We start from the raw sequence: 21,859 nt of genomic DNA on the forward strand, positions 1-21,859 counted from the left end.
GGTCGTTGCAGCGCAGCCCTCCGACTCGGGAGCCACCTGGGTCGGGCCGCGCGATGACCCATAAGACTTTCGCCAGGCCGTAGGCACATCGCTTACGGAACCGGCGAGCCAGACATTGAGTTCCCGTGCGGCGCCCGCGCCCCGGACGGCGGTCTCGCGTACATCACGCGGGCCGCGCCGGACCGGAATCAGACGCGGCGCCCGGGAGCCTGACGGGAGAACCGCCCGCATGCCCCAGTCCAACGAACCCGGCACGACCGGGAACGCCGAAGAGAACAACGCACCCGGAGACAAGCTGCCCCCGCGCCGCAGGCGCCGCGCCGCGTCCCGCCCGGCCGGCCCGCCGGTGGCGGACGCACAGGATGCCGCCGCTCCGGCCATACCGGCCGATGACGCCGGAGTGTCCGACACCACCACCGACGCCGAGAGCGCTCCGGCGACAGAAGCCGTGCCGCCTGCGCGTACGCGTCGTCGTGCCGTCCGTAAGGCGACCGCTCCGGCGGGTGCGCCGCAGGCCGCTGAGGCCGTCGAGGCCGTCGAGGTCGTGGAGCCCGTCGCGAGCGCCGAGGCCACCGAGGCCGTGGCCGAGGCCGTGGAGGCGCCGCCTGCGCGTACGCGTCGTCGTGCCGTCCGTAAGGCGACCGCTCCGGCGGGCGCCCCGCAGGCCGCTGAGGCCGTCGAGGCCGCCGAGGTCGTGGAGCCCGTCGCGAGCGCCGAGGCCACCGAGCCCGTGGCCGAGGCCGTGGAGGCGCCGCCTGCGCGTACCCGTCGTCGTGCCGTCCGCAAGGCGACCGCCCCGGCGGGTGCACCGCAGACCGCAGAGGCCACCGAGACCGCTGCCGAGCCCGTGGCCGAGCCTGAGGCCGAGGTCGTGGAGGCGCCGCCTGCGCGTACCCGTCGTCGTGCCGTCCGCAAGGCGACCGCTCCGGCGGGCGCCCCGCAGGCCGCCGAGGCCGTCGAGATCGTCGAGGAAGCAACGCCCGTGGCGAGTGCCGAGCCCGTGACCGCCGTGGCCGCCGAGCCCGAGGCCGCCGCGCCGCGCGGCCGCACCCGGCGCAGGGCATCGGCTCCGGCCGGTGCACCGCAGCCCACCGAGGCCCCGGCCGAGGCCGGCGCACCCGCAGAAGCAGTAGCAGAAGAAGCCGTCACCGAGGCCGTCGAGGCCCCGCGCGGACGCCGCCGTGCCGTGCGCAAGGCGACCGCTCCGGCGGGCGCCCCGCAGGTCACCGAGGCCCCGGCCGTGGCCGGCGAGAGTCTGCCCGAGGCTGCTGTCGAGGAGCCGGCCGCCGAGCCCGTCGAGGTCGAGGACGCCGCACCGCGCGGCCGCCAGCGTCGCCGGGCCACCGCCGCCGCGGGCCGGCCCGAGTTCACCGGCAAGGTCGAGGAGCCCGTACGCAAGAGCCGTCGCGCGACGCGCCCCGCCGTGGCCGTGTTCCAGGCGCCGGTCTTCGCCGAGCCGATGTTCCAGACCCCGGAGACCGCGGCAGCCGCCGCTGCCGCTTCGCGTCACGAAGAGGTCGAGGAAGAGACCGAGACGGTCGAGGAGCCGACCGCTACCACCGAGGCCCCGGCCGCCGAGGCCGCGCCGCAGGCCGGTTCGCGCCGCCGTCGCCGCCGTCGCGGTGAGGCCGCCGAGCCCGAGCCGGCCGCCGCTGTCGAGGTGGAGGAGCACGCCGAGGAGGAGCCCGAGGCGGAAGGCGAGGGCGAGGCCGAGCACGAGGGCGAGGAGACGGACGAGTACGGGGACCGGCCTTCGCGCCGTCGCCGTCGCGGAGGGCGTCGCCGCCGTCGTGGCGAGGCCATCGAAGGTGACGAGGCCGCGGAGCAGCTCGGCGAAGAGGCCGCCGCCGAGCACGCCGAGGAGGACCAGGAGCGCGCTCAGGAGTCCGAAGAGGCCGAGGAGGACGAGGACCACGAGGCGTCCGCCGCCGGATCCAGCAGCAGCCGTCGCCGCCGTCGTCGTCGCCGTCGCAGCGGTGACATCCCGTCCGAGGCCGACAACGGAATGGACGACCCGGAGCGTACGGTCGTCAAGGTCCGCGAGCCCCGCAAGAAGGAAGAGCGGGAGCCCGGCACCGGCTTCGACGAGGTCCAGTCCATCAAGGGCTCGACCCGTATGGAGGCTAAGAAGCAGCGCCGCCGCGAAGGCCGTGAGCAGGGTCGCCGTCGCGTCCCGATCATCACCGAGGCCGAGTTCCTGGCGCGCCGCGAGGCAGTCGAGCGCGTGATGGTCGTCCGCCAGAACGGCGAGCGCACCCAGATCGGCGTTCTCGAGGACAATGTGCTCGTCGAGCACTACGTCAACAAGGAGCAGGCCAGCAGCTACGTCGGCAACGTCTACCTGGGCAAGGTGCAGAACGTACTGCCGTCCATGGAGGCCGCCTTCGTCGACATCGGCAAGGGCCGCAACGCCGTCCTGTACGCCGGTGAGGTGAACTTCGAGGCGCTCGGCATGGCCCACGGGCCGCGCCGTATCGAGACCGCGCTCAAGTCCGGTCAGTCCGTCCTCGTTCAGGTGACCAAGGACCCGATCGGCCACAAGGGTGCCCGCCTGACCAGCCAGGTCTCGCTGCCCGGCCGCTACCTGGTCTATGTGCCCGAGGGCTCGATGACCGGCATCAGCCGCAAGCTGCCCGACACCGAGCGGACCCGGCTGAAGACCATCCTCAAGAAGATCGTTCCCGAGGACGCGGGCGTCATCGTCCGTACCGCGGCAGAGGGCGCGAGCGAGGACGAGCTCCGACGCGATGTCGAACGGCTGCAGCAGCAGTGGGAGGACATCCAGAAGAAGTCGAAGAGCAGCGGCAGCTCCAACGCGCCGACGTTGCTCTACGGCGAGCCGGACATGACCGTCCGGGTCGTCCGCGACATCTTCAACGAGGACTTCTCCAAGGTCATCGTCAGCGGCGACGACGCGTGGGGGACCATCCACGGTTACGTCTCGCAGGTGGCGCCGGACCTGACGGACCGCCTGTCGCGGTGGACCTCCGAGGTCGACATCTTCGCGACGTACCGGATCGACGAGCAGCTCATGAAGGCGCTGGACCGGAAGGTCTATCTGCCGAGCGGCGGCTCGCTGGTGATCGACAAGACCGAGGCCATGGTCGTCGTCGACGTCAACACCGGCAAGTTCACCGGTCAGGGCGGCAACCTCGAAGAGACCGTCACCAAGAACAACCTGGAGGCGGCCGAGGAGATCGTGCGCCAGCTGCGGCTGCGCGACCTCGGTGGCATCGTCGTCGTCGACTTCATCGACATGGTGCTGGAGTCCAACCGGGATCTGGTGCTGCGGCGCCTGCTGGAGTGCCTGGGACGCGACCGTACGAAGCACCAGGTCGCCGAGGTCACCTCGTTGGGCCTGGTCCAGATGACCCGTAAGCGGGTGGGCCAGGGCCTGCTGGAGTCCTTCTCCGAGACCTGTGTCCACTGCAACGGGCGCGGCGTGATCGTGCACATGGAACAGCCGACCTCGGTCGGTGGTGGCGGCAACGGCAAGCGTTCCAAGAAGCGCGGCCGGGGCGGCGTGGACCACGAGCACGCGGCGGAGATCGAGACCGAGGTCGAGACCGAGGCCGAGGTGGCTGCCGAGGTGGCCGCCCCGGTGGCGCTGCCCGAGCCGGAGTTCGTCCCGGACGAGGAGCTGTACAGCAGCCCGGCCGAGGCCGAGGCAGCCGCCTCGCGAGGCCGCGGCCGGCGCCGCGCGACCCGTAAGGCAACGGCTGCGGCCGGCGCCCCGAAGGCCGCAGCAGCACCCGCTCCGGTGGTCGAGCCGGAGCCGGTCGTGGTCGCGGAGCCGGAGCCGATCGTGGTCGTGGAGCCCGAGCCGGTCGCCGAGACCCCGGTGGTCGCCGAGGCCCCTCAGGGCCGTACGCGCCGTCGGGCGACCCGGAAGGCGACCGCCCCGGCGGGCTCGCCGGCCCCGGCCGAGCAGGTCGAGGAACTGGTATCGGTGGCGGCCCCGGTCGTCGAGGTCCCGGTTGTCGCCGAGGCCCCGCAGCCCGAGGCCGCACCCGAAGAGGTGGCCCCTGAGGCCGCTCCGCCGCGTGCCCGCCGTCGGGTGACCCGCAAGGTCACCGCCCCCGCGGGCTCGCCCGCAGGTGCGGACGCGGCAGAGGTCGTCGTGGTGACCGGTTCCATCGAGCCGAAGCCCGACGCCGAGACCGCCGAAACCGCGGAAGCGGAGGCCCCGGCGAAGAAGACGGCGCGCAAGACCGCGAAGAAGGCCACCGCCAAGAAGGCAGCCACCAAGAAGACGGCTGCCAAGAAGACCGCCGCGAAGAAGACGACGGCGAAGAAGGCGGCGGCGAAGAAGACGGTCGCCGCGGAGCAGTCGCCGAAGCCTTCCGTCTCGGCGGACACCGAGAGCTGACCGGCGGTCGGACGGCAGTGCAAAGGAGGTGCGGGTTCCCTTCAGGGGGCCCGCACCTCCTTTGCATGCGGTAGGCAGACGTGGAGCATGTGGGCCGCATCGCTTTGGGCGCAACCTCTACGAAACCCCCTGTGAAAACCCTGATAATGTGACGCGGCCGCCGTCGGATGTGTCATTCCCGAGAATGCTGACCGGCGCGTCGGCCCGCTTCAGGTAGGACAAAGCAGTCTTTATGTCCTGGGTGCACCGCCCCCGGGGCAAAAGGGCGATTTGTGCGCAATATATCGGTACGGAATCGGCCATGCGCCGGGGCGGCGGAGCCTCATCCGACATTCGCATGCCCTTGGAGCCATCGCCGCTCACAGCTCTTGCGGTGTTCAAGGAGGATGTCCATGTCGAGCGACAACAGGGAAGCGATCCCTGCTGCCCGGCCGGTGATCGGTGAGGAAGAGATCGAGGCCGTGGTGCGCGTACTGCGCAGCGGTCGTGTCGTGCAGGGCCCGGAGGTCGCGGCCTTCGAGGAGGGCTTCTCGGAGCTGGTCGACGGACGTCACTGCGTCGCGGTCAACTCGGGCACCTCGGCCCTCCATCTCCTGCTGCTCGCCCTGGGGATAGGCCCCGGCGACGAGGTCATAGTCCCGTCGTTCTCCTTCGCGGCCTCCGCCAACGCGGTCCGCCTGGCCGGCGCCGACGTGGTCTTCGCGGACATCGAGCCGGGCAGCTTCGGTCTGGACCCGGCCGCGGTCGAGGCCGCCATCACGCCCCGCACGGCCGCGATCATGCCCGTCCATCTGTACGGCCACCCGGCCGCGATGGACGCGCTGATGCCGATCGCGCGGAAGCACGGCCTCGCGGTCGTCGAGGACGCCTGCCAGGCGCACACCGCCGCACTGGACGGCACGCCGGTCGGCGCCTTCGGTTCCGGCGGCACCTTCAGCTTCTACCCCACCAAGAACATGCACTCCCTCGAAGGGGGCATGGTCACCACCGCCGACGCCGAGGTTGCGCGCACCCTCAGGCTGCTGCGCAACCAGGGCATGGAGCAGCGGTACGCCAATGAGATCGTCGGCGCCAACATGCGCATGACGGACGTGTCCGCCGCCGTCGGGCGCGTACAGCTCGGGAAGGTGCTCGGCTGGACCGAGCAGCGCCGCGCCAACGCCGCGTATCTCGACCGGCACATCACCGCGCCCAACGTCACCGTCCCGCCCGTCGCCGACGGTGCACGCCACGTTTACCACCAGTACACCATTCGGGTGCAGGGTGACCGTGACGCCGCCATGGCCAGGCTGAGCGAGGCGGGCATCGGCAACGCCGTGTACTACCCGACTCCGATCCACCGGCTGAAGCCGTACTGGGAGCCCGACCAGAAGGCGGGCCGGATCTGGGATCTGCCGGAGACCGAGCGTGCCGCCGCCGAGGTCGTCTCGCTGCCCGTGCATCCTTCGCTGTCGCCGGAGGACCTGGACCGCACCGTCGGCGCCGTGAACTCGTTGGGAGACATGCAGTGACCGCAGGACTGAGAGCCGGACTGATAGGCCTCGGCTCGATGGGGCGCCACCACGCCCGTGTGCTGGCCGGCCTGGAAGGCGTACAACTGGTCGGCGTCGTCGACCCGATGGGGGACAAGAACGGCTGGGCGCAGGGCGCCCCCGTGCTGTCCACGGTCGACGAATTGATCGACCTCGGTGTCGACTACGCGGTCGTGGCCTGCCCCACCGCGCTGCACGAGGACGTCGGCCTTCAGCTTGCCGCCGCCGGTGTCTGCGCGCTGGTCGAAAAGCCCGTCGCAGACACCGTGGAAGGTGCCCGGCGACTGGTCGACGCCTTCGAGTCGCGCGGCCTGGTGGCGGGCGTCGGCCACATCGAGCGCTGCAACCCGGCGCTGCGGTCGCTGCGCGCCCGCCTGGAGGCGGGGGAGCTGGGCGAGGTCTTCCAGGTCGTCACCCGCCGACAGGGCCCGTTCCCGCACCGCATCGCCGATGTCGGCGTGGTCAAGGACCTCGCGACGCATGACATCGACCTGACGGGCTGGGTGACGGGGCAGACCTACACCTCGATCGCGGCCCACACCGTGTCGAAGTCCGGCCGCCCGCACGAGGACATGGTCTCCGCCGTGGGTCAGCTCTCCGACGGCACCATGGTCAACCACCTGGTCAACTGGCTGAGCCCGCTCAAGGAGCGTTTCACCTCCGTCACCGGTGAGCGTGGCACCTTCATTGCCGATACCCTCACCGCCGACCTCACCTTCCACTCGAACGCCGCGGTGACCACCGAGTGGGAGGCGCTCCAGGCCTTCCGAGGTGTCTCCGAGGGCGACATGATCCGGTACGCGATCCCGAAGCGCGAGCCGTTGCTGGTCGAGCACGAGCTCTTCCGGGACGCCGTGCGCGGCACATCGAAGGACATCTGCACGCTGCGGGAAGGGCTCCGCACCGTGGAGGTGGCCGCAGCGGTTCTGGAGTCGGCGAAGACAGGGCGCACCGTCACAACCTCCGCGGGGGAGCCGGCCGCACATGGAACCTGAGAACAGCGCGAGGCTGTTTCCCGGAAGCACGCGCACATCTGTCGAGAGAGCCACCGAGGTGACCGTGTGACCGGCAGAGCCGATGTTCCGCACGTCACGGTCGTCGTGGCGGTCTACAACACGATGCCTGCCCTGACCGAGTGTCTGGAGTCTCTCGTCGGACAGAGCATTGGACTCGATCGGATCGAGGTCATTGCCGTGGACGACGGGTCCACCGATGGCAGCGGGAAGGAACTCGATCGATTTGCCGAGCGGTTCCCCGGCACCTTCAAGGTGATCCACCAGGAGAATTCCGGGGGGCCGGCCCGGCCGAACAACGTTGCGCTCGCCAACGCGACCGGCCGCTACGTCTTCTTCGTGGGCTCCGACGACTACCTCGGCCCTGAGGCGCTGGAGCGCATGGTCGCCATGGCCGATGCGAACGACTCGGACGTCGTGCTCGGCAAGATGGTGGCCGTCGGCGACCGGTCGGTTCCCCGGGCCATCTTCCGCTCCACCGAGGCGAACGTACCGCTGATCGGTTCTGGGGCGCTCTACGCGATCTCCAACACCAAGATGTACAAGCGTGCCCTCATCGAGGAGCACGGCATCCGGTACGCGGAGGACTTGCCGGTCAGCTGCGACATGCCGTTCACACTGGAAATTTATGTTCGGGCCAAGACCGTCTCGGTGGTCGCCGACTACGACTGCTACTACGCGGTCAGGCGGGACGACGACAGCAATATCACCTACCGGGCACGCTTCGAGAACCGCCTGAAGGTCTGCGCGTACGCGCTCGACAAGCTCCTCGAACTGGCGGGCCCCGGCGATCTCTACGACGCTTTCGCGATACGGCTGCTCAAGGTCGACCTCGCCTGGATCTTCGGTGCCAACTTCCTGGCCATGACGCCGGAGAGACGCGCTGAATGCGTGCGCGCCACCGGGCAGGTCATGAAGGACTACTACGGAACCTCCTTCGACTCCATGGAACACCGGCTCACCGCCCCCGAGCGGCTTCGCTTCCGCTGGGTGTTCGCGGGCCGGGTAGACGAGCTGACCGAGCTGGTCCGCATGGATATCTCGGGCGCGATGCCGCCGACCGTGCTGGAAGACGACCACGCGTATGCCCGCTACCCGGGCTTCCGCGACAGCCTTTACTCCCTGCCCGACAGCAGCTTCGAGCTGAGAGGCACGATAGTGGGGCGGCTCGGCTCCGGTACCGAACTCCAGTCCGCCGACTGGTGCCAGGACGGCGACGGGTTCGCATTCGACGTGGCTGTCCGGGTCCCAGTGCTGGGCGACACGGAGTCGCTGCGAGTCCGGCTGACTTCGGACCGGTTGCCCAAGTCCACGGACGCCGCGAACGCCCGCCGCCTCGGCAAGGACGAGCAACTGCCCTCCCCCATGGGCGATTTCGGTCGTACCGCCACGCCGGACGGCGAAGCCACCCTGATCACCGCCCGGATCCCGCTCCGGAGGCAGCAGGCCGAGCTGGAGCTTCGGGTCTCGGTCGATGTGGGAGGCCGGACCTACGAGATTCCGGTACGCGGCAAGAGCCACCCCATGCCGCTTGCTCGGCTCTGGGCCGCCGACACCCCATACCGCGTCTCGGCCCGGGTGAATCCGAAGGGGCGAATGGTCGTCAGAACCGGTCCGCTCCATCCGCCCAAGAAACCGCTGGGCTCGCGGCTGCGATCCCTGTTGACCCGCGCCAAGCGTTCCAAGAGGAAGTAACCATGAACATCTGTGTAGTCGCCCTGGGCAAGATCGGTCTGCCGCTCGCCGTGCAGTTCGCGGCCAAGGGCCACCGGGTGATCGGCGCCGACGTCAACGAGAAGGTCGTCGAGCTGGTCAACGCCGGTGTCGAGCCGTTCCCCGGTGAGCACGACCTCGACATCAAGCTCAAGGAGACCGTCGAGGCGGGCCTGCTGACCGCGACCACCGACACCACGGCCGCCGTCGCGCAGTCCGAGGCCGTCGTAGTCGTCGTTCCCCTCTTCGTGGACGCCGAGGGCACGCCGGACTTCGGCTGGATGGACTCCGCGACCGAGGCTATCGCCGCCGGTCTCAAGCCGGGCACCCTCGTCAGCTACGAAACCACGCTGCCGGTCGGGACCACCCGTACCCGCTGGGCGCCGATGCTCGAAGAGGGCTCCGGCCTCAAGGCAGGCGAGGACTTCCACCTGGTGTTCTCGCCGGAGCGGGTGCTCACCGGCCGGGTCTTCGCGGACCTGCGCCGCTACCCGAAGCTGGTCGGCGGCATCGACGAGGCCTCGGCGGCGCACGGTGTGACGTTCTACGAGTCGGTCCTGGACTTCGACGAGCGTACGGATCTGCCGCGCCCCAACGGCGTCTGGGACCTGGGTACTTCGGAGGCGTCCGAGCTGGCCAAGCTCGCCGAGACGACCTACCGGGACGTCAACATCGGTCTGGCGAACCAGTTCGCCCGCTTCGCCGACCAGCAGAACATCGATGTCCTCAAGGTCATCGAGGCGTGCAACTCCCAGCCGTACAGCCACATCCACCAGCCGGGCATCGCCGTCGGCGGCCACTGCATCCCGATCTACCCGCGGATGTACCTCTGGAACGACCCCTCGGCGACCGTGGTGCGTTCGGCACGCGAGGCCAACGCGGCCATGCCCGAGTACGCGGTCGACCTGCTCGCCGCCGCCTACGGCGACCTGGACGGGGTCGGTGTGCTGGTGCTGGGCGCGGCCTACCGCGGCGGCGTGAAGGAGACGGCCTTCTCCGGCGTCTTCCCGACCGTCGAGGCGCTCAAGGCGCGTGGTGCGGTGCCGTTCGTCTCGGACCCGATGTACACGTCCGAGGAGCTGACCGCGCACGGTCTCGTCCCGCACGAGGGCCAGACCGTCACCGCCGCGATCCTCCAGGCCGACCACGCCGAATACCGCGAGCTGGCCGCCGCGGATCTCCCGGACGTCCGCGTCCTGGTCGACGGCCGCCGCACGACGGACCCGGCCCGCTGGGAGGGCGTCCGCCGCGTCGTCATCGGCGGCTGACCAGCCCGCGCTTTGAAAACCGTACGAGACCCCGACGGCTTGCCCTCGGGGTCTCGTGTTGTGCCAGGAACGAGACTCGGACGTCAGATGATCAAAAAGGCTGTTATCCCCGCGGCGGGTCTGGGAACCCGCTTTTTGCCGGCCACGAAGGCCACTCCGAAGGAAATGCTCCCGGTCGTGGACAAGCCGGCGATTCAGTATGTGGTGGAAGAGGCCGCGGCAGCGGGTCTTTCCGACGTGCTGATGATCACGGGCCGTAACAAGCGCCCTCTGGAGGACCACTTCGATCGAAACCACGAGCTGGAGTCCGCCCTCCTTCGGAAGGGGGACGCAGACCGGTTGCTCAAGGTTCAGGAGTCGAGCGACCTGGCCACCATGCACTACGTACGCCAAGGTGCGCCGAAGGGGCTCGGACACGCGGTGCTGTGTGCCGCTCCGCACGTCGGCGACGAGCCGTTCGCGGTGCTTCTCGGCGACGACCTCATAGATCCCCGCGATCCGCTGCTTTCCCGCATGATCGACATTCAGACGCGCGAGGGCGGCAGCGTTGTGGCGCTGATGGAGGTGGAGCCCGACAAGACCCACTTGTACGGCTGCGCGGCCGTCGAAGCCACACAAGAGGAAGACGTCGTCAGAATCACCCGGCTTGTCGAGAAGCCCGCGCCCGCTGACGCGCCGAGCAACCTCGCGGTCATCGGCCGGTATGTGCTGGCCCCGGCGATCTTTCCGGTTCTGAGGGGAACGGAGCCGGGCCGGGCCGGCGAGATTCAGCTGACCGACGCGCTCCAGGTGCTTGCCGGTGACGAGAAGATTGCCGGACCCGTACACGGTGTCGTCTTCCGTGGGCGGCGCTACGACACCGGTGACCGGGGCGAATACCTGCGTGCCATCGTCGGGCTCGCCTGTGAACGTGAAGACCTGGGACCGGACTTTCGGTCCTGGCTCCGGCGTTATGTGACCAAGGAAATGCCCGAAGACTAAACGGAACCGGTCTTCAGGCCACCGGGGTGGTGCGCGTTGCCCAGGGACGGGCGACGCGCACCACCCCGGTCAGGTCAGCGCTTGTGCTGTTCCAGCAGCTCGACGACGCGCTGGGCGGCCTTGCCGTCACCGTAAGGGATGCCACGCGGCGTTGTCGGCGAAGGGCGTGTGGCGATCCCGGCCCACTCGGCCGGGGACAACTCGTGCGGGTTCGGCACCAGTTGGTTCCAGCCGCCCTCCAGAGTCTCCACCCACTCGGTCTCAGGTCGGATGGTCGTGCAGACCCGGTCCAGAAGGAACGCCTCCTTCTGCAGGCCTCCGGAGTCCGTGACCACGCCGGAGGATCCGAGTACCGCGGCGATCAGGCCCGCGTAGGGCAGCGGCCTCCCGGCATGCAGGGAACCGCGGTTCAAGTCGATTCCATGCTGTTCGGCACGTGCCGTGAGCCGGGGGTGTGCCAGCAGGGCAACCGGCAGGGGAAGGGCCGCGAGGGCGCCGAGCAGGGCGTCCAGCCGCTCCGGGGAGTCGGTGTTGTCCGGTCGGTGCAGGGTGGCCAGCAGATAAGGGGCGCGGGGGTCGATGCCGTCCGGCAGGGCGGGCGCCGATTGCACACCCGAGGTGATTTTGTCCCGGATCCGGAGACAGACATCCACCATGACGTCGCCGGCCAGCACCGAGCGTTCTGCCAGCCCCTCGTCGGACAGGTGCCGCATGGCCTCTTCCGTCGGAGCGAGAAGGAGGTCGGCGGCGTGGTCCGTGAGGATGCGGTTGTGCTCCTCCGGCATCCTGCGGTTGAAGGAGCGAAGACCGGCTTCCAGGTGTGCGACGGGCAGGTGCATCTTCACTCCGGAGAGCGCACCGGCCAGGGTGGAGTTGGTGTCTCCGTACACGAGTACCCAGTCGGGGCGTTCAGCGGCCAGCACGGGGTCTATGGCAGCGAGCACGCCGCCGGTCTGGATGCCGTGGCTGCCCGAACCGATACCCAGGTGGACGTCCGGATCCGGGATGCCCAGGCCGGAGAAGAAGACATCGGACAGGTCCGCGTCGTAGTGCTGGCCGGTGTGCACGATCACGTGCTGGTGATCGGTCGCGGCGAACGCGGCCGCGATCGGCGCGAGCTTGACCAATTGGGGGCGCGCGCCCACGACGCTGAGGACCTTCATGGTGGATGTGCTCCTTGCAGAGGTGGTAGCGGCAGGCTACGCGTGAGGCAAACAAGACGTGCCACGTCCCGCTCCAGCCCGGTGACGTGGAAGTGAGGAATCGCCCCGATGATAAAGTGTGCTTTCAAGACTGTGTCGCGGGGAGGAAGTCATAGATGAACGAGGCGGCATCCCGTGACGTAGCAATTGTCACGCCTTGGTATCCCTCAAGGGAGCTGCCTTTCCGCGGAGCCTTCGTCCAGGCGATGGTCGATGCCACGGCGCCCGGCTGCGACAACGCCCTCGTGTACCACTGTGACACGTGGGTCTCCCGGATGGACCAGCGGACCACGGACGCGGTGGAAGCGGCCAACCGGACCCTCGCTCCATTGGCCGTTCGCCCCACTCCGACAGTGGGTGGCGCACAGCTGGTCCATCTGGCTGTCACCACTCCCCGGAGTCAGGAGTTCGGGCCTCTCGCGCGGAATCATGAACGGCAGCTGAGGGCGGCCCTGGGCGGGAAACCCATCGCCGCCCCGGTGGTACACGCTCATGTCGGGTTGCCCGGTGCCTGGGCCGCTCTACAGAATGCCCGCCCGGACGCCCGCGTTTTCGTGACCGAGCACGCCACCTACCTGGATCGGGTACTGGCTGAGCCGGACGCGCGCGCCCTCTATGACGAGGTGCTGCATCGGGTCGATGGGTTCTTCGCCGTCGGTGAGCCGATCCGCGACGTGCTGACCGCCGCGTTCCCCCATCACGCGGAGAAGATCCAGCAGATCCCGAACCCCATCTCCTTCCGTGAGAAGCGGGCTGTCCCGGTCACCGAGCTCCGCAGGTGGCTCTTCCTGGGGGGCTTGATCCCCCGCAAGGGGGTCGACCTGTTGGTCGAGGCGTTCGCCCAGTGTCATGCCAAGGATCCCGAGCTGACGCTCACGATGGTGGGAGAGGGCGAGCTGCGCGCGCAGCTGACCGCGCGAGCGACCGAGCTGGGGCTTGAAGACGCGGTCCGATTCCTCGGAGCTGTACCGCCCGACGCGGCGCTGAACCTCATGCGTGAGCACGACCTCTTGGTGCATCCGAGCCGGTACGAGACGTTCGGCATGACAGTGGTGGAGGCAGTCGCCGCGGGTATGCCCGTTCTCGTCACGCGTTGCGGCGGGCCGGAGGAGACCCTCGCGGGCATCGAGAGCGTCGCGGGCGAAATGATCGACGTCGAGGACAATCCGGAATCGATCACCGACGGTTACTGGCGGCTGCGGAACCGTTTCGACCGTGATGTGGATCTGGAGCTGGCTCAGAAGACCTTGGACGGTCGTTACGGTTACGAGGCCGTCGCCGAGGCTCATTACCGGCTCTGGTTCCCTGCCGCGACGCACAACCAGGGTGAGGATTCCGAACGGGCCGGCACCCTCGAATGATGGAGTGACATGCAGGTTCTGTTCCTGGCCCTCGGCGCATCGCGCAAGCGGGCGGTCCTGGACGAGTCGGCCGAGGCCGCATCGAACGGCGCGCAGGTCATCGTCGTTGTGGACAAGAAGAAGTCCTGGAGTGGTGTGCAGTTCGCGCCGGGTGTCACGGTCGCGACCTTCAAGGAATTGGAGGCACGTCACCTGCCCAGAAGAGTGGAGCACGCGGTGCTGTACCGCGCGCCGCGAGCGACGGTCCGCGCGATCGGCCAGGGGCCGCTGCGCAGCCGCTCGCGACGGGCGCTCAAGATGTACGAGCGACGGGTGGCCGGCCGGGTGCACCGCAGAGTGTTCGTGCCCTTGCACCGCCGTCTGTGGCCCGATGCCCGGGCCCGCATGGTCAGCACGGCATTCGCCGCTCGCGGCGGGCTCGACCTGTTGGTGGTCAGTGATGCGCTGTCCGTTCCCCGTGCAGTGGAACTGATGGAAGCCTGGGCCGTTCGTGGGCCCCTCCCACGGGTTTGCTACGGCCTGGATTACGACGTACCTCCCACAGCTCAGCGATCGCCGATCGCCTCCACACAGGGACAACGATGAACAACCGTAGTGGCCGACGCCTTCGGGTGCTCTATCTGGCCTTCTACTTCCCGCCCTCGCGTGCCAGTGGCGTGTACAGGGCCAGGGCGACGGCCAACCACCTGGCGGAAAAGGACTGGGACGTCACCGTCTGCGCCGCGCCGCTCGACTTTCTCTACGACGTCATCGGGTCGGTCGACGAAGGCCTTTCCGAGACGGTCGACCCACGCATCAGAGTCGAACGACCGTCCCTGAACCAGTACTCCTGGCAGCAGGACCTCCGCAGCTTCAGCAGGCTGCGCCGCACGTTCCCGCTCATGGCGCGACGCCTTTACGAGTTCGGCCAGGAGAAGGTCTTCCCCGAGCGCTATGCCTCGTGGGCGAGGGCGTCGGTGGCCCGCGCACTGAAACTCCATGCGAAGAAGCGATTCGACGTCGTCATTGCGACGGGAAATCCCTTTGCCTCGTTCGGGGCGGCCTGGCTGTTCAATCGCCTCACCGGAGTGCCGTATGTCATGGACTACCGTGACTCCTGGACGCTGGACCTCTTCACCGACGAGCCGGCCTTCCCCGACGGGCACATCGCCTGGAAGTGGGAGAAGAGGGCCCTTGAGCGGGCCTCCGCTGCGGTCTTCGTGAATGAAGCACTGCGCGGCTGGCATGCGGAGCGCTACCCGGACGTGGCCGACCGCATGATGGTGGTCCCGAACGGCTGGGACGCCGATGTGATTCCCCCAGCCGCGGCGCCGGATGCGGAGCAGAAGCCGGCCAGTCCCGAGCAGGCGCCGCAACCGCTGAAGTTCGCCTACCTCGGGACGCTCACCGGCAAGCAGCCGGTGGAAGAGATGGCTGACGCCTTCAAGATCGCCCGTAGGCACCCGGAACTGGCCGACGCCGAACTGCAGATCCACGGGCACTTGGGATTCTTCAAGAACAGCCCCCAGGCGTTGCTCCAGCGCCTCGGTCTGGACGACGCCGTCCGTGAGCACGGGGAAGAGGACACCGGCCTTCGCTACTGCGGTCCGGTCTCCAAGACGGAAGTAGGGAAAGTCTACGAGGACGCCGATGTACTGGTGTTCTTGGCAGGCGGCGGGAAGTACGTCACCTCGGGCAAGATATTTGAGTACATGGCGTTCGGGCATCCCATTGTCTCCGTGCATGCGCCGGGAATTGCGGCCCAGGATGTACTGGAGGGATATCCGCTGTGGTTCAACGCGAACAGTCTTGACGTGGACGCGTTGGCTTCATCGATGGTGGCGGCCGGAAAGGCTGCCCGAGACCTCGGGCCGGAGCAGCGTGAATCGGCTCGGAGGCATGCCGATATTTACACGCGAGAGGCCGTTCTGGTTCCTTTTGAGGAACGACTGAGGGAAATTGTGGGTCACCCGGCCGCGGAGTAGGCGCGGGCACCCGCAGACGCAGACATGAAGTCGCCCCACCCTCCGTTCATGGAGGGTGGGGCGATGTCGTCGGGTGGCGCAGCTGCCCAGGCAGCCTCACCGTCGGACGTCTCCGGGACTGGGTGGCCTTGTCGTACGACAAGGCCACCCAGCTGTTACGCGTCTTTCGCAGCGTAGAGACTGCGGTCGAGATTGGTCGTCACCGTGAGGTTCGGATAGGTCTTGGCCCACTTCCACCCCGTGACCGTGCTGTTGATGTCGCACACGAACACGTGGTCCGTCAGATCCAGCCGCAGCTCGGGGAGCGCCTCGCGACGAGCGATGCGTGAGAGCAGCTGTGGTCTCACCTCTTGATAGCCGCGATTGAAGACATTCTTGTGGAACGCGTTCGCGGCCTTTTTGTGAACCCGTTGTGTGGCCGCAACCATGAGTTCGGGTGTGATGGTCCCTCGCCTCTTCCGGGCAGTTCTACGCGCACGGCTCAGAACGGCGCGCGGTACTCGATAGACCAGGAAGCGTTCGCCACGAGGAATACGCAGCTTCTTCTCGCCCTGCTCGATGCTCACCAGAACGGCGCGCGGATCCAGGCCGGTGCGCTGCCACACGGAAGTGTTGGCGGTCACTACCGTGACGTGAACACCGCGCTCCAGCAGATGGTTCGCGAAGTCCGCGATGCGGCGGGACTTGGGGGGCGTGAGGGCGAGCAGCACCGCCCGGCCGGCCGGCTCCGCCGGGGTCGCGGCGGCGGTGCTCCCCGGCTCGGTCCCGGGCGCGGCCGACGCAGCAGAATCAGGCCCTTCTGTTGCAACGGACTTCCCGCTCCGGGAGACCGTCGTATCGACAGCCGACGGCGAGGGGCGATCCAGATAGACGGCCATCAACTGCTGTGCCACAGCCGGAGCCCCGTACCGCTGCTCCAGTTCTTCGCGTGCCGCGGGCAGATCGAGTTCGGCCACGCGTGAACGCAGGTTCCAGTACGCGTCGGCGATGATCTGCGGGTCGTCGCTGACCTCCATCAGCGCCCCTGCCTCGGACTCAATGCCGGACAGGGTCTCCTCGGGTCCGAAACTACGGGTCACGAGGACCGGCAGCCCTGCGGCGACGGCCTCGACTATGGTCATTCCGAACGTCTCGACCTTGCTCGCGTGCACGAGCAGGTCATGCTGGTGCATCAGCCCGTTGACCTCGTCCGGGGCCACGGGAGGAAGGATGCGGAACCGGTCCGCAATCTCCAACTCCTGGGCGCGCGTGAGGAGTTCTTCCTCCAGGGCTCCGCTGCCCACCATGGTGAGGGTGGCCAGGGGTTCCTTTTCGGCGACGAGTGCGAATGCCTCCAGCAGCTCGCGCACCCCCTTGTGCTTGATCAGGCGGCCGACATACAGCCACTTGAGCAGGCTTGGGGAGTACTCGCAGCCAGGAGAGAACGCATCGAAATCGATGACGTTCGGTACCACTTGCAGTTTGTGTGCGAGGTCCGGGAACTCGGTCGCGACCTGATCGCGGAGATATGTGCTGACGCAGAGAAAGGCGTCCGCCCGCACCAGTACATCGCGGTAGAGCGCGCGTGCTGCGGGCTGAGCGAAGATCTTCTTCAGGAAGGTGACGTGCTCCGTGACCACGATGCGGGCGTCCGGCTGTGCCAGTCGCAGGGCGAGAACGCCACCGTAGATCCCGGTGTGGGCGTGAATGATGGGGGCCTTGATGCGGCCACCGGGCAGTGCTTTGCGGAGTGCGGTCTCCTGGGTGGTGACCCAGGGGCTGTAGTTCTTCCGGTGGATAAGGGGGACCGGGGCGCGGAGGAGCGTGCCTTCGGGTGTGTCGAGGACCGGGACCAGTTCCCTGTCGTCCTGGAGACGGTCCACCGTGATCTTGATGGCGTCGTTCAGCGGGGCGTCGGCGCGTCCGGACCAGTCCTCGGTGTGCAGGATCGAGACCCGGTCGAACCGGCCCGCCACGCTGCGCGTGGCCATTTGGACGAAGGCGCCGGCGTAGGGGTTGTTCGGCGAGGGATACCACGGCGTGATGACGGCGATGTCGGCAGGTTCGGCGGCTCGCTCCTGGTAAGGCTCCAGACGGAGCGTCACTTCGGGGCGAAGCTTCTTCAGCGTCCACGCGGTCGGCAAGCACTGGGCGTCGCCCGCGATCACCGTGTCGATGGAGGCGGCGGGCCCCGACTTCGCCAGGGCGAGCTTCTTCGTCGCCTTCTGGAGGGAACCGTGCTTGTCGGGGACGAGCTGGACGACCTCGACATTGGCGAGGCCGTCCAGCTCGGCGGCGGCATCCGCCCAGTCCTCGGTGTCGGGTACGACCAGCAGTACACGAACGCCGGATTCCGCCAGCCTCTTCACGTGCTCGCGTGCTGCTCGCACTCGGTAACTGCCGTGTGCGAGATAGAGCACGTGGCTATTCATTTACATCCCTTCGCACGTTCACTCTGCGCCCTGACGATGGTAGATGCGGCCTTATCGAGCAGGTCGCACATCCGTGCGGCGCAGTGTCCTTCAGCTTATCGCGGGCGCATCCTAATGAGGTGTCGACGGGCGCCTTGTGCAGCGCTTCCGGGGCGCCTCGCCCGGAGCGGATCAGCCGCTTCCGCAAGGAAGTGTTCAGCTGGTGAGATGACTCGTGCCGGCGCCCCGGCGGATGCCGGATCGCCAACTGGCCCGAGCGTGAACCGAAGAGTGCCTTGGCGGGGAAATGCCTGGGGTTCACGCGCGAAAACACAGGGCCGGTGAAGAGGACACCGGGCACTCGGCTTTCCATCGAGAGGCGGGCCGACGGCGCCGATGGGAAACCAGGTCGCCATCGGCCCCGTCCGGCACGGAATCAGGCCCCGCGCTCGGCGAGAACGCCGTCCTTCTCCTCGTACAGGGCGCCGCTCTGCGGACACTTCCACACGCCCGGTTCGCCGGCCTGCTCGGTCAGGCGCACTCCGCTGCGGCCGACCCAGCCGATCCGGCGGGCAGGGACACCGGCGACCAGGGCGAAGTCGGGTACGTCCTTCGTGACGACCGCGCCGGCCGCCACCATGGCCCAGCGGCCGATCCGGACCGGCGCGACACAGACCGAGCGGGCACCCAGGGAAGCGCCCTCTGCGACCTTCACACCGACGGCCTCCCAGTCGCCGCCGCGCTTCTGCCTTCCGTCGGGGTCGACCGAGCGCGGGTTGTGGTCGTTGGTGAGGACCACGGCCGGCCCGACGAAGACGCCGTCACCGAGTTCGGCGGGCTCGTACACGAGAGCGTAATTCTGCAGCTTGACGTTGTTGCCGATCTGCACGCCCGTGCCGACGTAGGCGCCGCGGCCGACCACACAACCTTCACCGAGCTTGGCACCCTCGCGGATCTGGGCGAGTTCCCACACACTGCTGCCGGCCCCGATCTCGGCGCGATCGTCGACCTGAGCGGTGGGCTGGACCCTGTAGTTCACTTGCCATGCCTTCCGGAGAGCGGACTTGCCGAGAGCATACGAGCCGGTGGTCGACAGCGGTGCACGCAGGTTCGCGGGTCACCCCACGCCGAAGCCCGGCCCGCGATGGATCCGCCCCTGGACGATGCCGGCCGGGGCGGGCAACGCCGAGCGAGCCTTCGGGGCTTCCTTCGGCCGGTCCTGATGCGCCAATGCGGGGCTGCCCTGCTGCTTCGACGTGGATCTCAGTGCCGCCTGCGGGGCGTCGGCCAGGGAACCGCGCACCCTCGTGACCCTGGCGGCGGTATCCCTTTCTTCTCCTTACTTCCCGCGCGGTGCACCGCGCGGGAAGCGGACAGCGGCTGCCGAGGGCCGAGCCGGTGCCCGGTGAACTGCCGACCCCGGTTTGACCCCCTGCAGGTGGCCCCGTAACCTTGACCCTCGGCGTGTTTCCATGCGCGCCCACCCCTGAGCACATTCCTCCTGGTGGACTCGTCCGTCAGGAGAGGCCGCTCATCCTTCCGGATCGTCGCGGGCTTCGGCCTGTGCGGGCGGCTGGCATCAGGGGATCCGTTCCGAGCGAAAGAGAGATCCGCGTGTACGCCATCGTGCGCAGCGGTGGCCGCCAGCACAAGGTTGCTGTCGGTGACATCGTTGAGGTTGACAAGATTTCCACTGCCCAGGTTGGCGACACGGTCGAGCTCTCGACCCTGCTCGTGGTCGACGGCGACGCCGTGACCAGCGACCCGTGGGTGCTGGCCGGGATCAAGGTCCAGGCCGAGGTCGTGGACCACCACAAGGGCGCGAAGATCGACATCCTTCGCTACAAGAACAAGACCGGCTACCGCCGTCGCCAGGGTCACCGTCAGCAGTACACGGCGATCAAGGTCACCGGTATCCCCGCGGCTGCGAAGTAAGGGACTGAGGAGACATGGCACACAAGAAGGGCGCATCGTCCACCCGGAACGGGCGCGATTCCAATGCTCAGCGGCTCGGCGTGAAGCGCTTCGGCGGTCAGGCCGTCAACGCCGGTGAGATCCTGGTCCGCCAGCGCGGCACCCACTTCCACCCGGGCACGGGCGTCGGCCGTGGTGGCGACGACACGCTGTTCGCACTCGCCGCCGGTGCGGTCGAGTTCGGCACGCACCGTGGCCGCAAGGTCGTGAACATCGTTCCGATCGCCGGCTGACTTTCGGCGCTCGTCGAGCGGTTTCTGCGGAGGCGGACCTCACTTCCCGTACGGGAAGCGGGTCCGCCTTTCGCGTGTTTCTCCCATGAGAGACGGCTTTCTCCCATGCGGGGACAGCACGAGTGAGACATTTCTGCATGTATGTAACTGGAGGTTCCAACCATGACCACCTTCGTGGACCGCGTCGAGCTGCATGTCGCCGCGGGTAACGGAGGCCACGGCTGTGCCTCCGTTCACCGTGAGAAGTTCAAGCCGCTCGGCGGCCCGGATGGCGGCAACGGCGGCCGTGGCGGCGATGTGACCCTGGTCGTCGACCAGGACATCACCACGCTCCTCGACTACCACCACAGCCCCCACCGCAAGGCCACCAACGGCCAGCCCGGTGCGGGCGACCACCGCTCCGGCAAGGACGGCCAGGACCTCGTCCTGCCGGTTCCCGACGGCACGGTCGTGCTCGACAGGAGCGGCAACGTGCTGGCCGACATGGTCGGCCAGGGCACCACGTTCGTCGCCGGCCAGGGCGGCCGCGGCGGCCTCGGCAACGCCGCGCTGGCCTCCGCCCGGCGCAAGGCCCCCGGCTTCGCGCTGCTCGGCGAGCCCGGTGAGGCCCGGGACATCGTCCTGGAGCTCAAGACCGTCGCCGATGTCGCGCTGGTGGGCTACCCGAGCGCCGGCAAGTCCTCGCTGATCTCCGTCCTGTCGGCGGCCAAGCCGAAGATCGCCGACTACCCCTTCACGACCCTCGTCCCCAACCTCGGCGTGGTCACCGCGGGCAGCACCGTCTACACCATCGCCGACGTCCCGGGCCTGATCCCGGGCGCCAGCCAGGGCCGGGGCCTCGGCCTGGAGTTCCTGCGGCACGTGGAGCGCTGCTCGGTGCTCGTGCACGTACTGGACACCGCGACGCTGGAGTCCGACCGCGACCCGGTCTCCGACCTCGACATGATCGAGGAGGAGCTGAAGCAGTACGGCGGCCTGGAGGACCGGCCCCGCATCGTCGTCCTCAACAAGATCGATATCCCGGACGGCCAGGACCTCGCCGACATGATCCGCCCGGACCTGGAGGCGCGCGGCTACCGCGTCTTCGAGGCGTCCGCCGTCGCCCGTACCGGCCTGAAGGAGCTCTCCTTCGCGCTCGCGGGCGTCATCGCCGAGGCGCGCGCGGCCAAGCCCGTGGAGGTGGCGACCCGTATCGTCATCCGCCCGAAGGCCGTCGACGACGCGGGATTCACCGTCACCCTGGAGGAGGACGGCATCTACCGGGTGCGCGGCGAGAAGCCGGAGCGCTGGGTCCGGCAGACCGACTTCAACAACGACGAGGCCGTCGGCTACCTGGCGGACCGTCTCAACCGTCTCGGTGTCGAGGACCAGCTGATGAAGGCCGGCGCCCGTGCGGGCGACGGCGTGGCCATCGGCGCCGAGGACAACGCGGTCGTCTTCGACTGGGAGCCGACCATGGCCGCGGGTGCGGAGATGCTCGGCCGGCGTGGCGAGGACCACCGTCTCGAAGCGCCGCGCCCGGCGGCGCAGCGCCGTCGCGACCGTGAGTCCGAACGCGACGAGGTGCAGCGCGAGTTCGACGACTTCAACCCGTTCTAGACCGTGGACCGGCGCCGGACGGACTCGTTCTGCGAGCCCGTCCGGCGCCGGGCGCGTTCTCCGCGCCGCGTGACCGGCGTAACCGAACCCGCTCAAGGGTGATTCATGCCGCTCAGCCGTGTGGCATCGGTCACCCGGCAGGGAAGCGTCAATTCCGGCATTCGCGCTGATCGCAAGGCAACAGAAGGTGTCGATATGGCGTGGGGGAGCCGACGTCCGCCTTGCGAGACGGTAACGGAGAGTGCAACCATCGCTGTATC

16 protein-coding genes are annotated in these 21,859 nt (G+C 68.5%); 12 read left to right on the top strand and 4 right to left on the bottom strand.

All coding sequences use genetic code 11. The features are described 5' to 3' along the window. Window positions 1-229: 229 nt before the first annotated feature. From OG609_RS27480 to galU, 6 genes are all read left to right on the top strand, one after another. On the top strand, window positions 230-4,369 hold the full coding sequence (locus OG609_RS27480) for an Rne/Rng family ribonuclease (protein WP_327275270.1): 4,140 nt from the start codon (window positions 230-232) through the stop codon (window positions 4,367-4,369). A 392-nt stretch (window positions 4,370-4,761) separates the two neighbouring features. Then, window positions 4,762-5,880, top strand: a complete 1,119-nt coding sequence (locus OG609_RS27485) for a DegT/DnrJ/EryC1/StrS family aminotransferase (protein ID WP_327275271.1) — start codon at window positions 4,762-4,764, stop codon at window positions 5,878-5,880. Next, window positions 5,877-6,896, top strand: a complete 1,020-nt coding sequence (locus OG609_RS27490) for a Gfo/Idh/MocA family protein (protein WP_327275272.1) — start codon at window positions 5,877-5,879, stop codon at window positions 6,894-6,896. The genes OG609_RS27485 and OG609_RS27490 overlap by 4 nt, the downstream gene beginning before the upstream one ends. Window positions 6,897-6,962: 66 nt before the next feature. Beyond that, the gene (locus OG609_RS27495; RefSeq protein WP_327275273.1) at window positions 6,963-8,609 is read left to right on the top strand and encodes a glycosyltransferase; all 1,647 of its coding nucleotides are present in this window, start codon (window positions 6,963-6,965) and stop codon (window positions 8,607-8,609) included. Window positions 8,610-8,611: 2 nt separating this feature from the next. Next, window positions 8,612-9,895, top strand: coding sequence for a nucleotide sugar dehydrogenase (locus OG609_RS27500; RefSeq protein WP_327275274.1), 1,284 nt, complete (start codon window positions 8,612-8,614; stop codon window positions 9,893-9,895). Between the two features lie 87 nt (window positions 9,896-9,982). Further along, on the top strand, window positions 9,983-10,876 hold the full coding sequence (gene galU / locus OG609_RS27505) for a UTP--glucose-1-phosphate uridylyltransferase GalU (RefSeq protein WP_327275275.1): 894 nt from the start codon (window positions 9,983-9,985) through the stop codon (window positions 10,874-10,876). Between the two features lie 74 nt (window positions 10,877-10,950). Here the strand turns inward: galU and wecB are convergent, their stop codons facing one another. Continuing rightward, entirely contained in the window at window positions 10,951-12,039 is a 1,089-nt protein-coding gene (gene wecB, locus OG609_RS27510) for a non-hydrolyzing UDP-N-acetylglucosamine 2-epimerase (protein ID WP_327275276.1), read from the bottom strand. Window positions 12,040-12,284: 245 nt separating this feature from the next. Here wecB and OG609_RS27515 point away from each other — a divergent pair, with 245 nt between their 5' ends. Genes OG609_RS27515 through OG609_RS27525 form a run of 3 tightly spaced genes read left to right on the top strand, consistent with a single transcriptional unit; the run spans window position 12,285 to window position 15,403 of the window. Continuing rightward, window positions 12,285-13,439, top strand: a complete 1,155-nt coding sequence (locus OG609_RS27515) for a glycosyltransferase family 4 protein (protein WP_327275277.1) — start codon at window positions 12,285-12,287, stop codon at window positions 13,437-13,439. A 9-nt stretch (window positions 13,440-13,448) separates the two neighbouring features. After that, window positions 13,449-14,024, top strand: coding sequence for a hypothetical protein (locus OG609_RS27520; RefSeq protein ID WP_327275278.1), 576 nt, complete (start codon window positions 13,449-13,451; stop codon window positions 14,022-14,024). Further along, window positions 14,021-15,403, top strand: coding sequence for a glycosyltransferase (locus tag OG609_RS27525; protein ID WP_327275279.1), 1,383 nt, complete (start codon window positions 14,021-14,023; stop codon window positions 15,401-15,403). The genes OG609_RS27520 and OG609_RS27525 overlap by 4 nt, the downstream gene beginning before the upstream one ends. Window positions 15,404-15,558: 155 nt before the next feature. On the opposite strand, the gene OG609_RS27530 is transcribed toward OG609_RS27525, so the two are convergent. From OG609_RS27530 to OG609_RS27540, 3 genes are all read right to left on the bottom strand, one after another. Beyond that, window positions 15,559-17,814 (bottom strand): glycosyltransferase family 4 protein, encoded by a 2,256-nt coding sequence (locus tag OG609_RS27530; RefSeq protein WP_327275280.1) that lies wholly within the window; start codon window positions 17,812-17,814, stop codon window positions 15,559-15,561. 415 nt (window positions 17,815-18,229) lie between these two features. After that, window positions 18,230-18,832, bottom strand: coding sequence for an acyltransferase (locus OG609_RS27535; RefSeq protein WP_327275281.1), 603 nt, complete (start codon window positions 18,830-18,832; stop codon window positions 18,230-18,232). A gap of 78 nt (window positions 18,833-18,910) precedes the next feature. Then, window positions 18,911-19,096: a hypothetical protein gene (locus OG609_RS27540; protein WP_327275282.1), complete on the bottom strand. Its 186-nt coding sequence runs from the start codon at window positions 19,094-19,096 to the stop codon at window positions 18,911-18,913. 311 nt (window positions 19,097-19,407) lie between these two features. On the opposite strand from OG609_RS27540, the gene rplU reads away from it, so the two are divergent. The 3 genes from rplU to obgE all read left to right on the top strand — a co-directional run bounded on the left by rplU (window position 19,408) and on the right by obgE (window position 21,599). Continuing rightward, entirely contained in the window at window positions 19,408-19,728 is a 321-nt protein-coding gene (gene rplU, locus OG609_RS27545; protein ID WP_030921216.1) for a 50S ribosomal protein L21, read from the top strand. Between the two features lie 14 nt (window positions 19,729-19,742). Continuing rightward, a complete protein-coding gene (gene rpmA / locus OG609_RS27550) occupies window positions 19,743-20,000 on the top strand; it encodes a 50S ribosomal protein L27 (protein WP_018103204.1) in 258 nt (85 codons plus the stop codon). A gap of 162 nt (window positions 20,001-20,162) precedes the next feature. Then, the gene (gene obgE / locus OG609_RS27555) at window positions 20,163-21,599 is read left to right on the top strand and encodes a GTPase ObgE (protein WP_327275283.1); all 1,437 of its coding nucleotides are present in this window, start codon (window positions 20,163-20,165) and stop codon (window positions 21,597-21,599) included. The last annotated feature ends 260 nt before the right edge of the window (window positions 21,600-21,859 follow it).

It is taken from the genome of Streptomyces sp. NBC_01224, assembly GCF_036002945.1.
GTDB lineage: Bacteria > Actinomycetota > Actinomycetes > Streptomycetales > Streptomycetaceae > Streptomyces.

Coding starts and splice junctions, on each gene's coding strand:
- obgE (WP_327275283.1), top strand. CDS start 20,163: ATGACCACCTTCGTGGACCGCGTCGAGCTGCATGTCGCCGCGGGTAAC.
- wecB (WP_327275276.1), bottom strand. CDS start 12,039: ATGAAGGTCCTCAGCGTCGTGGGCGCGCGCCCCCAATTGGTCAAGCTC.
- OG609_RS27485 (WP_327275271.1), top strand. CDS start 4,762: ATGTCGAGCGACAACAGGGAAGCGATCCCTGCTGCCCGGCCGGTGATC.
- OG609_RS27530 (WP_327275280.1), bottom strand. CDS start 17,814: ATGAATAGCCACGTGCTCTATCTCGCACACGGCAGTTACCGAGTGCGA.
- rpmA (WP_018103204.1), top strand. CDS start 19,743: ATGGCACACAAGAAGGGCGCATCGTCCACCCGGAACGGGCGCGATTCC.
- OG609_RS27520 (WP_327275278.1), top strand. CDS start 13,449: ATGCAGGTTCTGTTCCTGGCCCTCGGCGCATCGCGCAAGCGGGCGGTC.
- OG609_RS27480 (WP_327275270.1), top strand. CDS start 230: ATGCCCCAGTCCAACGAACCCGGCACGACCGGGAACGCCGAAGAGAAC.
- OG609_RS27525 (WP_327275279.1), top strand. CDS start 14,021: ATGAACAACCGTAGTGGCCGACGCCTTCGGGTGCTCTATCTGGCCTTC.
- OG609_RS27500 (WP_327275274.1), top strand. CDS start 8,612: ATGAACATCTGTGTAGTCGCCCTGGGCAAGATCGGTCTGCCGCTCGCC.
- galU (WP_327275275.1), top strand. CDS start 9,983: ATGATCAAAAAGGCTGTTATCCCCGCGGCGGGTCTGGGAACCCGCTTT.
- OG609_RS27515 (WP_327275277.1), top strand. CDS start 12,285: ATGGTCGATGCCACGGCGCCCGGCTGCGACAACGCCCTCGTGTACCAC.